This is a genomic window from Acidobacteriota bacterium (genome assembly GCA_026393675.1).
In the GTDB taxonomy this organism is placed as follows: Bacteria; Acidobacteriota; Vicinamibacteria; order Vicinamibacterales; family JAKQTR01; genus JBAXOX01.
The window spans coordinates 18,360-33,687 of sequence record JAPKZQ010000042.1; the positions used below are offsets into that span (position 1 = coordinate 18,360).

Annotated in this window: 13 protein-coding genes and 1 tRNA gene; 8 read left to right on the plus strand and 6 right to left on the minus strand. The window is 64.9% G+C overall.

Annotation, left to right across the window (positions count from 1 at the left end):
• Window positions 1-352: 352 nt before the first annotated feature.
• The 5 genes from NT151_10325 to NT151_10345 form a co-directional block, all read right to left on the minus strand.
• Window positions 353-706, minus strand: a complete 354-nt coding sequence (locus tag NT151_10325) for an HTH domain-containing protein (GenBank protein MCX6539309.1) — start codon at window positions 704-706, stop codon at window positions 353-355.
• A 583-nt stretch (window positions 707-1,289) separates the two neighbouring features.
• A tRNA-Pro gene (locus NT151_10330) sits at window positions 1,290-1,366 on the minus strand.
• 119 nt (window positions 1,367-1,485) lie between these two features.
• Window positions 1,486-2,388: a 5'/3'-nucleotidase SurE gene (surE, locus tag NT151_10335; protein ID MCX6539310.1), complete on the minus strand. Its 903-nt coding sequence runs from the start codon at window positions 2,386-2,388 to the stop codon at window positions 1,486-1,488.
• A 25-nt stretch (window positions 2,389-2,413) separates the two neighbouring features.
• Window positions 2,414-3,637, minus strand: a complete 1,224-nt coding sequence (locus tag NT151_10340) for an MFS transporter (GenBank protein ID MCX6539311.1) — start codon at window positions 3,635-3,637, stop codon at window positions 2,414-2,416.
• A 9-nt stretch (window positions 3,638-3,646) separates the two neighbouring features.
• Window positions 3,647-4,777 (minus strand): heparan-alpha-glucosaminide N-acetyltransferase domain-containing protein, encoded by a 1,131-nt coding sequence (locus tag NT151_10345; protein MCX6539312.1) that lies wholly within the window; start codon window positions 4,775-4,777, stop codon window positions 3,647-3,649.
• A gap of 99 nt (window positions 4,778-4,876) precedes the next feature.
• Between NT151_10345 and amrS the strand changes: the two genes are divergently transcribed.
• Both amrS and moaA read left to right on the plus strand, forming a co-directional pair.
• Window positions 4,877-5,932 (plus strand): AmmeMemoRadiSam system radical SAM enzyme, encoded by a 1,056-nt coding sequence (amrS, locus tag NT151_10350; GenBank protein ID MCX6539313.1) that lies wholly within the window; start codon window positions 4,877-4,879, stop codon window positions 5,930-5,932.
• 249 nt (window positions 5,933-6,181) lie between these two features.
• Window positions 6,182-7,204 carry a GTP 3',8-cyclase MoaA gene (gene moaA, locus NT151_10355; protein MCX6539314.1) on the plus strand — a complete coding sequence of 341 codons (1,023 nt, stop codon included), beginning with the start codon at window positions 6,182-6,184 and terminating at the stop codon, window positions 7,202-7,204.
• A gap of 155 nt (window positions 7,205-7,359) precedes the next feature.
• Here the strand turns inward: moaA and NT151_10360 are convergent, their stop codons facing one another.
• Window positions 7,360-8,445 carry a DUF3810 family protein gene (locus NT151_10360; protein ID MCX6539315.1) on the minus strand — a complete coding sequence of 362 codons (1,086 nt, stop codon included), beginning with the start codon at window positions 8,443-8,445 and terminating at the stop codon, window positions 7,360-7,362.
• 130 nt (window positions 8,446-8,575) lie between these two features.
• On the opposite strand from NT151_10360, the gene NT151_10365 reads away from it, so the two are divergent.
• The 6 genes from NT151_10365 (at window position 8,576) to NT151_10390 (ending at window position 15,107) form a co-directional block, all read left to right on the plus strand.
• Window positions 8,576-9,028 carry a hypothetical protein gene (locus tag NT151_10365; protein ID MCX6539316.1) on the plus strand — a complete coding sequence of 151 codons (453 nt, stop codon included), beginning with the start codon at window positions 8,576-8,578 and terminating at the stop codon, window positions 9,026-9,028.
• 453 nt (window positions 9,029-9,481) lie between these two features.
• Window positions 9,482-11,791 carry a carbamoyltransferase HypF gene (gene hypF, locus NT151_10370; GenBank protein MCX6539317.1) on the plus strand — a complete coding sequence of 770 codons (2,310 nt, stop codon included), beginning with the start codon at window positions 9,482-9,484 and terminating at the stop codon, window positions 11,789-11,791.
• Entirely contained in the window at window positions 11,782-12,078 is a 297-nt protein-coding gene (locus tag NT151_10375) for a HypC/HybG/HupF family hydrogenase formation chaperone (protein ID MCX6539318.1), read from the plus strand. The genes hypF and NT151_10375 overlap by 10 nt, the downstream gene beginning before the upstream one ends.
• Entirely contained in the window at window positions 12,065-13,210 is a 1,146-nt protein-coding gene (hypD, locus tag NT151_10380; protein MCX6539319.1) for a hydrogenase formation protein HypD, read from the plus strand. Before NT151_10375 ends, hypD begins: the two co-directional genes overlap by 14 nt.
• Entirely contained in the window at window positions 13,207-14,244 is a 1,038-nt protein-coding gene (hypE, locus tag NT151_10385) for a hydrogenase expression/formation protein HypE (GenBank protein MCX6539320.1), read from the plus strand. The genes hypD and hypE overlap by 4 nt, the downstream gene beginning before the upstream one ends.
• A 20-nt stretch (window positions 14,245-14,264) precedes the next feature.
• The gene (locus NT151_10390) at window positions 14,265-15,107 is read left to right on the plus strand and encodes an enoyl-CoA hydratase-related protein (protein MCX6539321.1); all 843 of its coding nucleotides are present in this window, start codon (window positions 14,265-14,267) and stop codon (window positions 15,105-15,107) included.
• The last annotated feature ends 221 nt before the right edge of the window (window positions 15,108-15,328 follow it).

Sequence of the window (15,328 nt, forward strand, 5' to 3'; positions counted from 1 at the left end):
GGGATTCGAACCCTGCAGGTTTCCCTTTCGCCGGTGTTGGAGTCCGTCATCGTCTCTGCGGCCTAGCACACGACGTCGGCAGGTGATGCTGCGCCCCGTTGTTGTTGTGGACGGCGCAGTGCAAACTCAGCTCATGGGATGAGTCGTCGCCGCCGTTATGACGGTCGGGATCGCTGTAACTGGCGTAGTCACAGGGATCGTCGTCATCCTTCCCGTCTTCAGTGTCGTTAGGCTTGGCCTCGTTATGTCGTTGGGGCCTCGGGAGAAACGTCAGGGGTGGCCTTCGATGCACAGGCGAATCCAACGTGATCAAAACGGGAACGTCAGACTTCTGGTTGTTCCTGGCCCGAAGTCAGCCGACGCTCTCCTCTATCCGGAGCCCGGCGTGCGCCGACAGCCGCTCCCGGAGTCCGAGCCTGAGGATCGCATCTCTGGCCGCCGCCGGGACAAGCAACTCCCATTCTGTTAACCCTTCCCGGATGGACTGGCTCGGTGTCTGGCCAGAGCTGACCAATAGGCCACGGGCGGACGCGATTTCGATGATCTCGTCCACCGACAGAGGATTCCCCTCTTGGCTCAGAACTTCGTAGGCGAGGTCCAAGAAACGGGACATCGAGTATCGAGTCCTCCTAAGTCCACGGACCCTGAGCACCGCAGAAATACCGACCTCTGGGCCAGCGTCCGCCGCCACTGTACCCTGTTCCATGGCTGCGCGGGTCCGGCGCAGCCGGATGGGGAACTAGTCAGAAGAGCCAGTGGCCGGAGTCAATGTGCAACGGCGGCAACCAACGGCGGATTCTAGCAGGTATGGCCGCCGCCACGCTTGGACGTAGGACCTTCCTTCGTAATCAGCAGGTCGTTGGTTCAGGTCCGACCGCCGGCTCCACAAACGCTTGTCCGCACAGCCGGACCTTTGTCTCGCGCAGCGGCCGGATTGCCAGGTCACCGCCCTCGACCTGGCGATACTCGCTACCCCACGTCTTCCACAGCCTCGATGCTTTGCGTAGTCGCGTAACTGCCCATCAGCGTAGATGGCCACCTGTCGGTCGCCCATCGATGCTTCCAGGTCCGAGGGGCCGAGCGCGTTGAGCGTAACATCAGCGTAACAACCAGCGGCCGTCCATGGCGGCTTTCGCCCTGTCATCGCCCGTCATCACGGCTTTGTCGCTAAAGAGGATGGAAGAACGGAGCGCGCAACCGCTGAGGACAAGACGAGCAGAATCACTAACATAAAAGCCCTTCACCGGCCATCATGGCCTATGAAGGGCTTCTGTCCGAAGGTAAGAAGTTGGTCGGGGCGAGTGGATTCGAACCACCGACCCCTCGGTCCCGAACCGAGTGCTCTACCAGGCTGAGCCACGCCCCGACGTTCAATCAGTCTACCGCACTCGACCGTGCCACCGAAAGCCATTTCGACGATCGGGTTGCCACCCCGGGTCTGTGACCGCCTCCACCGATGGGCGGCCACGGGGGGCCGCCCCTGCGTCAACGACGACGCGAGCCAGCCCCCTTCAGCCGCCGCGACGGCCGCCTCTTCACCGTCGCCACTGGCTTCACCACCCGTTTCACCCCGGACGCCACCAAGGTCGTCGTCGCCGGGCGCTTCACCAACCGCTTCACCCCGGGCGCCATCACGGTTGTCGCCGCCACTGGTTTGAGCAGACGTTCCACTAGCCGCAGCGCATCGTGCGCCGTCAGGTCAGGCTGAAGCGGCGTCACCGAGATGTAGCCCTCACGCACGGCCTGGTAGTCGGACCGGTCGTGCGGTTCCCACTCGTCCAGCGCCTCATCTATCCAGTAGTACGGCCGTCGCTTGGGATCGACCCGTTCATCAACAGAGGTCACATGATTCCGCTTCGCCTGGACGGTTACCTTGAACCCGCGTGTGACGACGCGCGGCACGTTGATGTTCAGGAGCGTGCGCGGCGGAAGTCCGTTTTCAAGGACCCGTTCGGCAATCTGCGCCGCGGCTCCGGCGGCCTTCGAGAAATCGAACCGTTCCCGCGTTCGCTCCAGCGACACCGCGAGGCTCGGCACACCGAGCAGGGCCCCTTCGAGCGCTCCCGATACCGTTCCCGAATACGTCACATCGTCGCCCAGATTCCAGCCGGTGTTGATGCCCGACACGACCAGGTCCGGAAGGTCCTTGAGGATGATGGCCACGGCGATGTTGACGCAATCAGTGGGTGTGCCATCGACCGCGTACACGCCCTCCCCCATCCGTTCGAGCCTGAGGGGATGGTGCAACGTGAGCGCGTGCCCCACAGCGCTCGCCTCTTTCGCCGGCGCGACCACGACAACTTCACCGAGGTGTTTGAGTGCATCCGCCAGAGCCGTCAGACCCTCTGAACGGACGCCATCATCATTGGTGACAAGGATTTTCTTCATGGCAAACAGTTGATTATAGCCTGCCCTACGATGCGGAGCGTGCCCGAGGAAGGGGAACCACTGCGAGCAGAACTGCCGAAGCCATCGCGAGTACTGCACCGGTCATGAACGCGGAGGGCGCGCCGGCAAACTTCCAGATGCCGCCAAAGAGCAGGCTCGCGCACAACGCTCCGATGCCAATGACGGCGCTGTAGACGCCAAACGCGTTACCCCTGGAGTTCTCCGGCACCAGGTCGGCGACAACCGCCTTCTCGACGCCTTCGGTGAGTCCGTAGTAGAGGCCATAGACCAGGAACACGGCGACGAGCGCCGGCAGCGACGACACAACCGCGAACCCGGCGTAGACGCCGGCATAGATGACCCAGCCACTGGTGATGATGACCTTTCGGCTCACGCGATCGGATAGTCGCCCAGCGATGGGCGACGCCACAGCCTTCACCACGTGCAGCGCGGCCCAGACAAGCGGGATCCACGTCCCGCCGATGCCGGCCTCGTTCAGCCGGAGCAGGAGAAAGGCGTCGGTCGAGTTCCCGAAACTAAAGAGGAGGAGGACGCCCAGATAGCGATAGAACGACGAGCCCAGAGGCGATCTGACGGTCGCTGCCCGGGAGTCTGATGCGGCTCCCGGGGTTAAAGCCCCTGGGCTCCACGGCGGGGGAACGTCCGGCACCGGCAACAGCATCAAGACGGCGATGACGCCAGGAATCAGCGTCAACGCGAACAGCAGCCGATACTGTTCAGGAAAGAAATAGAGAAACAGTGTCGCCAGCAGCGGACCGACGACAGCTCCCGCGTGATCCATGGCGCGATTCACGCCAAAGGCATAGCCCCGGATAGACGGATCGGCCCACGACGCAATCAGGGCATCGCGCGGCGCACCGCGCACGCCTTTGCCAACCCGATCGGCCAGCCGCACCAGCAGCACGTGGGGCCACGTCGTTGCCAGCGCCACCAATGGCCTCACCGCCGACGACACGGCATAGCCGGCAATCATCAGCGGTTTTCGCGTGCGCCACCTATCGGCCATGCGTCCCGAGATGATCTTCAGTACGCTGTTGAGCGCTTCGGCGGCGCCTTCGATAATGCCAATTGAAAGAGCCGTACCTCCCAGCACCCGCGTCAGGTAGAGCGGCATCAGGGGATAGACGACTTCCGATGCGGTGTCGGTGAAGAAGCTCGTCCACGACACGAGCCACACCGGTCGCGGCAATGTCGGCCGCGGCCCCTGTGGAGACGGCGAGTTGGCCATCGACACGCGTCAGGCCTTCAGGTAGAGACCGCGCCGGTCCATCAGATAGAGCACACCAAAGAGCACCACAAGATTCGCGAACGCATAGAGCAGCGACGCATTGTAGGGATCGGCCAGGGGGACGAACCAGCTCGTGTAAATGTAACGGCTGAGCGAGGTCACCTTGCCATCCACACCGGCGAACTTGATCAGTCCCATCTGCTTGGCAAGGTATCCCGACAACACGAACAACGTGATGGCGTTGAGTCCGAGAATCACGAACGGCCGAGCCCAGCGCCGCCATCCATACACGTCGATGACCATGTAGCAGAACGCCAGAAACAGGGCCGCCCCGCCACCGGTGAACCAGACGTAGGAACTGGTCCAGAGACTCTTGTTGATCGGGAACGCGAAGCCCCAGATGTAGCCCACGACCATGGCAATGACGCCGGCAACGGCCATCTTGATGGCCTTCTCTGTCTTCGTCGCGCCCGAAGCCAGCCAGAGGCCCGTCACGGCCCCGAGCAACGTGGTGGCAATGGCCGCGAACGTGCTCAGGATCCCTTCCGGATCCCACGTCTTCGATTGCGACCACAAGTGCCCGCCAAGCAGGGTGCGGTCGACCCACGCGCCGAGGTTGCCGCTCGGCGTCAGATCGCCAGCCACGCCCCCTGGCGCCGGAATCCACGTCATCACGAGCCAGTACCCGATCGTCAGCGCGACCGCGATCGCGCCCAGTTTCACGCCGTGCGCGAACCGGCTGGCATCAGTGGGCTCGCCGCGCCGCGCCGTCGCACGGAAGACGAACGCCGCAATCAGGTAGCAGACGGCAATGCGCGCCAGCACGCCGGGAATCCGGACGATCGACAGGTCGAACCGCGGCCAGAATGTCAGGAGGAAGCCAAGGCCGAAGATCACGATCGACCGCTTGACGATCTTCCAGGGATTGCCCATCGTGCCGCGCGACAGCGTCATCGACACGCCCACGATGAACAGGAAAAACGGGAAGATGAGGTCGGTGGGGGTGCATCCGTTCCACTCGGCATGCGACAACGGCCAGTAGACATGTCCCCAGTCGCCGGGATTGTTCACAATCACCATTCCGGCCATCGTCAGGCCCCGGAAGGCGTCGAGAGACTCCATCCGCGTCGGGTTGGTCACCAGATGTCCTCCGTGTGCAGGCCATGATGCCGTTTTCAGGCCGCAATGAAAAGGGGGGGGCGGATTGCAATCTGCGCGCGTCGGCGTTACAACAGTGTCATGCTTGCGCTCTCCGACGTCCTGGCGGCACGCACGCGCGAAGGCGAGTTGTACGAGACCTACGACGGCACATGGGTCCGCTGCTTCGCGTGCGGGCACGTCTGCCCGATTCCGGATGGCGCACAGGGCGTCTGCAAGGTGCGCTTCAACGACGGCGGCCGCTTGAGAGTGCCGTGGGGCTACGTCGCGGGCGCGCAGTGCGATCCGATTGAGAAGAAACCGTTCTTCCACGTCGAGCCGGGATCGCTCGCCTACAGCTTCGGCATGCTGGGATGCGACCTGCACTGCGCGTACTGTCAGAACTGGGTCACGTCGCAGGTGCTCCGCGATCCGGACGCGGGCTCACGGATCACCGACGTCACCCCTGACGCCCTTGTACGAGAGGCTGTCCGCGCCCGCGCCCGAGCGGTCATCAGCACCTACAATGAGCCCCTCATCACCAGCGAGTGGGCCGTCGCCGTGTTCCGCGAGGCGCGGCAATCGGGTCTGCTGACCGGATTCGTGTCGAACGGCAATGGCACGCCGCAGGTCCTCGCGTACCTGGCGCCCTGGATCGATCTGTTCAAGGTCGACCTCAAGGGCTTCGACGACAAGGCCTACCGGAAGCTCGGTGGACGCCTGCAGCCGGTCACCGAGACGATCCGGGCGTTGCACCAGATGGGCAAATGGGTCGAAGTGGTCACGCTGGTCGTGCCCGGCCTCAACGATTCGGATCACGAGCTGACAGCCCTCTCCGCGTTCATCGCGAGCGTGTCGCCTGACATCCCGTGGCACGTCACGTCGTTTCACGCCAACTATCGCATGACCGACGCTCGCAGTACGACGCCGGCCATGCTGGCGAAGGCCGCGGACATCGGACGGAGGGCGGGTCTACGGTTTGTCTACGCGGGAAACCTGCCGGGTCTGGTCGGCCGCCTCGAAGACACCATGTGCCCAGCGTGCGACACGCTGCTGGTCGAGCGAGCGGGCTACCAGATTCGCCAGAACCGCCTCGCCGGACATGGAACGTGCCCGTCGTGCGGGACCGTCATTCCGGGTCGCTGGTTCAAGCACTGACTCTTCTGCCGGCCCCCGCGGCGCCTTTTTCCACCGTACGGGGACGGGCGAATCCTGGGAACGCCGGGCTCCCCGACTTCGCTCGTCGAGCTTCGTCGAGGTCTCGCCGTAGCGCCGCGCGCGGAGGCGGACAGCCCGGCCACGCTGGAGCGTGGCGATCCCGGGGGGGCGAAAACTGCGTACCTGTGGAAACCTCACCGGTTCGTCTAAACCGCCGCCCTCCCCCTTGAACCCGGCATAATAGACACGATGTCTCCCGTCGATGCCCTCGGCCGGTCACTCACAAGTCTCCGGGTCTCGGTGACTGATCGGTGCAATCTCCGTTGTCAGTACTGCATGCCCGAGGACGAGTACACGTGGCTCGCCCGCGAGGACCTCCTGCACTTCGAGGAAATCAGCCGACTGGTCGACCTGTTCGCCGCGATTGGGGTTGACAAGATCCGCCTGACCGGCGGTGAACCGCTCCTGCGCCGGGACCTGCCCGAACTGGTCGCGCAACTGGCGCGCAAGTCTGCACTCGCCGACATCTCGCTCACGACCAACGGGATTCTGCTCGGTGAATCGGCTGCCGCTCTCAAGGACGCAGGTCTTCGCCGGCTGAACATCAGCCTTGACACGCTCCTGTCGCAGCGGTTCATCGAACTGACACGTCAGGACGCCCACGCCCGCGTGATCAGCGGGATCGAGACGGCCGCACGGCTCTTCGACGGCCTCAAACTGGATTCCGTGGTGATGCGCGGTGTGAATGATGACGAACTGGTGCCCCTGCTCGACTATGGTGCGCGCATCGGTGCCGAGGTTCGCTTCATCGAGTATATGGATGTGGGTGGCGCGACGCGCTGGGCCTCGAATCTTGTCGTCTCGCGCCGGGAGATCCTCGAACGGCTGACGGCGCATTTCGGTGCTGTTCAACCCGTCGAGGAACCTGCCAGCACGGCGCCGGCTGATCGATTCGTCCTGCCCGACGGCCGCGTCTTCGGCATCATCGCGTCGACGACCGAACCGTTCTGCCAAGCCTGCGATCGCGCGCGCATCACGGCCGACGGCATGTTCTACACGTGCCTCTATGGCACCGATGGACTCGATCTGCGTGGACGGCTGAGGGCCGGGGCCAGTCCGCAGGAACTCATCGAGACGCTCAACACGCGCTGGGTCCGTCGCGCCGATCGCGGCGCCGAAGAGCGCCTCTCGATGCGCGACCGATCAATCTATCTGCCTGTGGAAACGCTGAAGGCGGACCCGCATCTGGAGATGCACAAAAGGGGCGGCTAGCGAGGCGCCGCCTCAGACCGCCGAGCGCGCTCGCAGGCAAACCGCGCCAGAAGACGCATTCCCAGCCCGTCATTCCCGCGAACGCAGGAATCCACGACTGGACCCCGGCTTCCGCCGGGGTGACGAATCCTTGCTCCAGGCAAAAGACGATCGAGTCACTTTTTCTGATCCCTCTTCCTGGCGGGGATCCAGCCGCTCTCGAACCGGGTGCCGAGGACGAGCCGCACCACTTCGTTGTAGTTGCGAACTCCGCTCGCCACTCTGTTTGTCTTCAAGTACGAGTCGTAGGTCCGCCAGGCGACGAGGCTGACCATGCGGATCTGATCACGCTCATTGCGTTGGCGCATCAGTTCGATATCCCGGATGACCCGGCTCGGAAGGCTGACCATCACCAGCCGGCGTTGGTTCGCATCGAGCGAGCCGACGACCCGCAGAAACAGATCAAGCCAGCCGCTGTACTGCGCCCATTCGTCCGAATGGATGCACGCCAGCCATCCCACAAACGACGCTTCCGACTCGCGAGCCAGGCCCGCCAAGTGTGCCCACTCGTGCGCGATCACCGCGGGCTGCTCGACTGGCAGAAGGTTCGTCGCCGCGAGCGTCTCGAGAAAGAACGGGTCGGTCATGCCGCTCACGCCGGCCCGCGTGAAGTACGGATCCAGCAGCGACACTTTCGGTCGCCCCGGACGCGTGCCACCGGGCAGACCGATGGCGCGCGCGGCCTCGTCGAACGCGGGCGCCAGCCGCCGCGCCTGTTCCTGCCGAGTCTCTTCCTCCGACTGCGGCGGCACGACACGCTGCAGCCGCACCAGTGCGGCCACGACCTGGTCAGCCAGCGTTCCTGTCCGCTCCTGCGTGAGCCTCGACTCGTCGAAGTCCAGCCAGGCGGTCACCGGCTCGCGCTGGTAGTTCAGGCCCCAACACCCGTAGAAGGCGATATAGGCCGCAGCTGCGATTGCCCCCATGTTCAGGACGGCCCGCCCCGTCGTTCGCCACCGCCGGCCGCGCCCGGACCCGATGATGCGCACGGCGCCCCAGGCCACCCCGAGGAGCCCGACGACAATCAGGACGTCAAGTAGCGCAAACGGAGCCAGGTTCGACACGCCGGTAAGCACCGACTGTATCTGCGGGTAGGCGGACCGCGCGTACCACCGCTCGACCAGGCTTGCCGGCCACCGCACGGCAATCAAGAGCGCGGCCGTGCCCATCAGCCCGAGCCGCCAGGCTATCCTGCTTGTCACGCGGTCATTGTGGCATATGGCGCGTGGACGCCCGGCCACACTCTAACCTGCACACCCCGACCGACCGATACAACCGAACAAGGGGACATTCTCGAACCCCTGTTCGTAGTTCCGTCGGCTGGAGGGTGACATGTCAGGTCAGCGATCGAGATTGGTGGTGTGGTTCGGTATCGTGGCTCTTGCCGTGGCGGCGACTGCCTGCTCCGAACTCCTCAATCCCTTCAAGCCGTCGTCAACGACGTCGAACAGCGGGTCGACATCGACGACCACGTCGTCGGCATTTGCCATTACGACCGCCACTGTCGTCGTCGACAACTCCGCGCTCAACGTCACATGCCCGGGGAATGTCACGTTCACGGCCACCCTGACATCAAACAAGGATGGCGTCATCGCCTACAAGTGGGAACGCAGCGACGGCTCGGCCACGGCGACTCAGACCCTCACCTTCCCCAGCGCGACCTCGCTCACGGCCGTCAACACGTGGCAAGTCCCCGCTACGACCAGCGCGTGGCAACTCCTGCACGTCGTGACGCCGAACGATATCTCGTCGAACCCCGTGAACTTCACGGTCACCTGCAAGTAGCAACTGACCTCTTGCAGCATCGGGCCGGGCCGCGCGAGCCGCCTGGCCCGTCGTCTTTTCAGACGCCCTGCCATCCTCGCCACCGCGCTCCACATCTGCCATCAAACCCCATCGGTCGGCTTCGTGCTCTAGACATCTTCGATGGGCTTCATCTTGCCGAATAAAGCAGGTTCTTCGTCACCCCCGCGGAAGCGGGGGTCCAGTCCTCGGGCTGGAAGTGCCTCTTCGGGCGCCGATTGCCGGCGAGAGCGCTCCGCGGTTTGGGGCGAAGCTTCGCGCTTCGACTCGCAACTACGGTTGCGAATTCTCGCGACGCGATCCGGTCAACAAGCTCGCTCAGCACTAAGTCCTGAGGGAATAGGTTCGTCACCGAACTGATGAATCGAAGGACTAAGCTAGACTCCTGCGGCTCAAACAGTTATAACGGCTGAAGTCGGTAGGATTTCCAGAAGCATGGCACACGAAGGACGTCGCATCGAAGTCAGGGGCATCGTCCAGGGCGTCGGATTCCGCCCGTGGGTGTTCCGCCTGGCATCGGCCCACGCCATCGGCGGATGGGTCCGCAATGACGACGCCGGTGTGACCATTGAGGCGTTTGGCACGGGCGCGGCGCTCGACGCGTTTCTCGGGGATTTGCGTGCGTCTCCCCCACCCGCGGCGCAGATTCGTTCCGTGCGCAGCATCCGCGTGCCTCCTCGTCTGGTTCGGACCTTCGAAATCGTCGAATCGGCGAGATCCGTCGACCATCACGTCTCCATCCCTGCCGATCTCGCCACCTGCGCTGAATGTCTGGCTGAGGTCCACGACCCCGACAACCGCCGGCATCGCTACGCCTTCACGAACTGCACCAATTGCGGACCGCGCTTTACGATTGCGACCAGCGTGCCGTACGACCGGCCGCACACCACCATGGTCTCGTTCGCGATGTGCGACCAGTGCCGGTCGGAGTACGAGTCGCCGACCAATCGGCGGTTCCACGCGCAGCCGAACGCGTGTCCCACGTGTGGACCTCGCCTGTGGCTGACCGATTCGGCGGGCATCGAGACGCCAACTCCTGACCCGATTCGCGCGGGTGCCGACGCGTTGCGGCAGGGCCTCATCGTGGCCGTCAAGGGACTCGGCGGCTTTCATCTGGCCTGCGACGCCACCAATGAGGCGGCCGTCGCCCAACTGCGCCTCCGGAAGCGCCGCGACGAGAAGCCGTTCGCGGTGATGGTCGGCAGACTCGCCGAGGCCGAGGTGCTGGCCGATCTCACCGACCTTGAACGCGGCCTGCTGACGTCGATTGAGCGGCCCATCGTGCTGGTGTGGCAGCGAGGAGGCAACGGGCTCGCGCCGAACGTGGCGCCGGCCAATGCCACCGTCGGTCTGATCCTTCCGTACACGCCCTTGCACCACCTGCTGCTGGCCGAGTCGCAGCGGCCCCTGGTGATGACGTCGGGCAATCTGGCCGAAGAGCCGCTGGTCTGCGACAACGACGAAGCGCTCGCGCGCCTGGGCAGCGTCGCCGATCGCTTCCTCATGCACGACCGGAACATCGCGACGCGGTGCGACGACTCGGTCGCCCGCGTGATCCGCGGAAGACCAACCGTGCTGCGACGGTCGCGCGGCTACGTGCCAAGGGGTGTGGCGGTCGTCGAGTCGTTTGCCGAGCCGGTTCTGGCCTGCGGAGGGCTGCTCAAGAACACCTTCTGTATCGGTGTGGGTGATACGGCGTACCTCGGTCCGCACATTGGTGATCTGGATAATCTCGAGACGTACGAATCGTACGAGCGGGCGGTCGAGAAATTCGAGCACTTCCTCGCGGCGAAACCCGCTGTGGTCGCCCACGACCTGCACCCCGAATACCTCTCGACGCGCTACGCGCTCGAGCGCCCGGAGCCGCTCAAGATTGCCATTCAGCACCATCATGCGCACGTGGCAAGCGCGATGGCTGAACACCGGATCGAGGGATCCGTTATCGGTGTCGCATTTGACGGCTCGGGGTTGGGAACCGACGGCACGGCGTGGGGCGGCGAGGTCCTGCTCGCCGATTACACCCGGTTCGAGCGTCTGGCGACATTCAGGCCCATTGCACTCGCGGGCGGTGACCTCGCGATCCGCCAGGTCTGGCGCCAGGCCATCGCGATGCTTGACGATGCGCTTGGAGGCGATACGCCGATCGACAGACTGCCGCTCTTCAGGCATGTGCCGGCCGCCGAGATCACCGTGGTCCGGCAGATGATCGCCGGGCACGTCAACACGACAGCCGCTCACGGCGTGGGCCGCTATTTCGACGCCGTCGGCGCACTCGTACTGGGAAGGACCGAATCCCGCTACGAGGGGCAGGTCGCCCTCGAGTGGAATCTCGCGGCCGACCCCGCCGACGACGCGCAGTACGAGTTCGCCGTCACGAGGCGGGGCGCACTGTTTGAAGTGGATCTTCGTCCGGCGATCCGGGCCATCGTGTCAGACACGCTCGCGGGTCGGTCGCCCGCGGCGATCTCGGCCCGCTTCCACAACACGCTGGCCGCCGCAACGGCCGATCTGGTTCGAACCGCCATTGCGCGGCACGGGCGGCTGCCGGTGGTGCTGTCGGGTGGCTGCTTCCAGAACGCCCGGCTGACCGAAGGCGTGGTTCGCGAGCTTGGTCCGAACGTGCACGTCGTCTTGCACGAGTCGGTCCCGCCGGGTGACGGCGGGCTCGCGCTCGGGCAGGCCGTGATTGCCAACGCCGTCGTGCAGTCGGGGTCGCAGATTGTGTCGGAGGGACTATGTGCCTAGGCGTTCCGGGCAAGGTGATTGAGGTGGCCGGCAATGTCGCCATCGTGGACTTCTGGGGCGTGCGCCGGCAGGTGCAGCTCGACGTCGTTGACGAGCCTGTCGCGCCAGGTGACTACATCCTGAATCATGTCGGCTTCGCCATCCGGCGCATTCCCGAATCGGAGATCGGCGAGACCCTCGCGCTCTACGAGCAACTGATCGCGCAGGCCGAGCAGGATGATCTGATGGCCGAAGACGTCCGCAACGAGATCGCCGCGTCCAGAGATGACCCACGTGCCGGGAACTGATCGCGACCAGGCCCTCTCCGAACTGAAGTTCCGCGATCCGGTGCGCGCGCGCGCCCTGGTCGAGGCACTGGGGCGACGAACCGCGGAACTGGGCCGTGCGCCGGTGTCGGTGATGCACGTCTGCGGCAGCCACGAACAGGCCATCGCGAAATTCGGCCTGCGATCGACATTCCCCCGCGGACTCAACGTCATCATGGGTCCGGGATGCCCCGTCTGCATTACCGACACGCCCGAAGTCGACGAAGGGGTGGTCCTCGCGCGCCAGGGTGTTCACATCGCGACCTACGGCGACATGGTCAGAGTCCCGGGCACGAGTCTGTCGCTCGCGGATGCCCAGGCCGAGGGCGCGAAGATTCACGTCATCTACAGCGCCGGCCAGGCAGTCGAACTCGCGCGGTCGACCAGCGACCAGGTCGTGTTCTTCGCCACCGGGTTCGAAACGACGGCGGTGGCCACGGCCGCGGTTGTCCTCGGCGGGCTTCCGCCGAACCTGTCGATTCTGTCCGCCCACAAGTACATCCCCCCGGTCATGGAGATTGTGGCTGAAATGCCGGAGACCAAAGTTGAGGGGTTTCTGGCGGCGGGCCACGCGGCCACCATCACCGGCTCGGCCGTGTTCGAGCCGTTTGTCGCCCGGCACGGTCTCCCCGTCGTCATCGCCGGGTTCGAGCCCCTCGACATCCTCGCGGGCCTCGTCAAACTGGTGGAACTGATTCGCGATCGCACACCACAGGTCGTCAACATGTTTCCTCGCTGCGTCACTCGCGAGGGCAACCTCCGGGCGCAGGAGCAGCTGTGGAAGGTGTTTCGGTCGACGGGTGGCCGCTGGCGCGGCATCGCCCATGTGCCCAACGGGAATCTCCGTTTGCGCGACGAGTTCGCGTCGATCGATGCGCGGCGTCGATTCACGATCGATCTGGCGTCGCTGTGGGATTGTGCACCGCCCGCACTGGCGCAGTCGTGTATCTGCGGCAACATCATGGCGGGCCTGTCGTCGCCGACCGACTGCAAGCTGTTCGGCCAGGAATGCACACCCGAGAAGCCCGTCGGCGCGTGCATGGTGAGCAGCGAAGGCGCGTGCAAGATCTGGCACCAGTACGGCGGCCATCCTGATCTCGGAGGCGACGCGTGATACGGCGTGGGTTTGTCGACGACAAGATCGGTCTCAAGTACGGCGCCGGCGGACGGGCCATGCGGGCCTTGATCGAGCGCGTGTGCCTCGCCGGCATCGGGCCCGCTCCCGTTGATGGCATCGGCCTGGCGGCCATGGACGATGGCGCGGCGCTGCGCATCGGCGACAGATGGCTCGTCATCACGACCGACTCGCACGTCGTGCACCCCATCGTATTTCCGGGAGGCGACATCGGCCGGCTGGCGGTCTCGGGCACGGTCAACGACCTCGCCGTGATGGGCGCGACAGAACCGCTGGCGCTCACCTGCGCCATCATCATGGAAGAGGGGTTCGCGCGAACGGATCTCGAACGCATCTACGCCTCGATTCACGAGGCATGCCATGAGGCCGGCGCGACCATCGTGACCGGCGATACCAAGGTGATGGGACGTGGAGAGATTGACGGCCTCGTGCTGAACACGGCCGGTGTGGCCCTCTGCGATCGGGTGGTGCCCGACTCCGGTCTCAAACCCGGCGATTTGCTGATCCTGACCGGCACGGTTGGCGATCACGGCATGGCGATCATGGCCGCGCGCCATAAGCTGGCGTTGGAAGGCGATCTTCGCTCCGATGTCGCGCCCATCAATGGACTGGTCCGTGCCGCACTCGAGGCGGGTGGTCTCGACGTCGTTGCCATGAAAGACCCGACCAGGGGCGGCGTGTCGAGCGCACTCCATGAGATGGCGGAAAAGAGCGGCGTCGGCATCATCGTCGAGGAGATGAAGGTGCCGGTGCGCAACCAGGTCCGGGCCGCATGCGATCTGCTCGGCATCGATCCGCTCGTCGTGGCCAACGAGGGCAAGGCCCTGATTGGCGTGCGCGCGAGCGCTGCCGAAGACGTGCTGGCCGCGATCCGCCGGCACCCGCTTGGTTCCGACGCCGCCATCGTCGGCCGCTGCATCGAACAGCACGTCGGCGCGGTCATTCTCGACACCGGACTTGGCAGGCGCATGCTGGCCGAACCCGAGGGCGAACTGCTGCCGCGCATCTGCTGACCTCCAACGGGGGAGACTCCATGACGCACATCCGGGTGGACCATCACGACCGCGTCGCCGTCATCAGCATCGACCGGCGCGAGCGATTCAACTCGCTCGATGTCGGCACGGCGCGCGACCTTCGCAAGGCGGGTCTGCAGTGTGCGCGCGACGCACAGGTCAACGTCGTCATTCTGCGCGGCGAAGGCGGCGTCTTCTGCAGTGGCGCCGACCTGAAATACATCAGGGCGGGCGGCCGCGCGGAAGATCTCGGATATCTTTCACCCGACTCGCGTCCCGCCGACGCAGGATACGGCGCGGTCTTCAAACAGATTCTCGAGTACATCCACAGCACGATCTCGGAGATCAAGCGGGCCTCGAAACCCTTTGTCGCAGCCGTCGATGGCATGGCGGCGGCCGGTGGTCTGGGGCTCGCGATGTCGTGTGACCTGGTGGTGGCGTCGGACCGCGCGACGTTTGAATGGGCGTATGGCAAGACAAGCCTGACAGGCGCGGAGAGTTCGACCTTCTTTCTGCCGCGGCTCGTCGGACTTCGGCGCGCGATGGAACTGGTGCTGTTGAACCCGCGGCTCGACGCGACGACCGCCCTCCGGTGGGGGCTCATCAACCGGGTGTTCCCCGCCGCCACCTTCGATGCCAACGTGCTTAGCCTCGCGCAGGAGATCGCTCAGGGACCCGCCGCCGCCTACGCGGTCTCGAAGCGCCTGATCAATCAGGCCGCCACCGTGGATCGGCTGGATTTCCACCTGGACCAGGAACTGGAACAACTCCGGCGCATCGCCGATTCCCCCGATTTCGCCGAAGGCCTCGCGGCGTTCTTCGAGAAGCGCCAGCCTCGATTCGGTCAGGGCCCCGAAGACTGACCATCCCGGGGGGTAGCGGAAGCCCGCCGGATTGTCGGCAGCGCCCCTTCCCTGCCCCACCTTGTCGCGGCCAACTTCTGCTTTTTCAAGGAGTTTGAGAGAGTTCTCAAGCTGGCAATCGGCTTGCTGTAGAATCAGCGCGGTGGAGGACTCTGCACGCCCGAGGTGTAGCGTGCTGGCGCCCCCGCGTCCCGCCACGGCTTGCAGGATCACACCCCGGC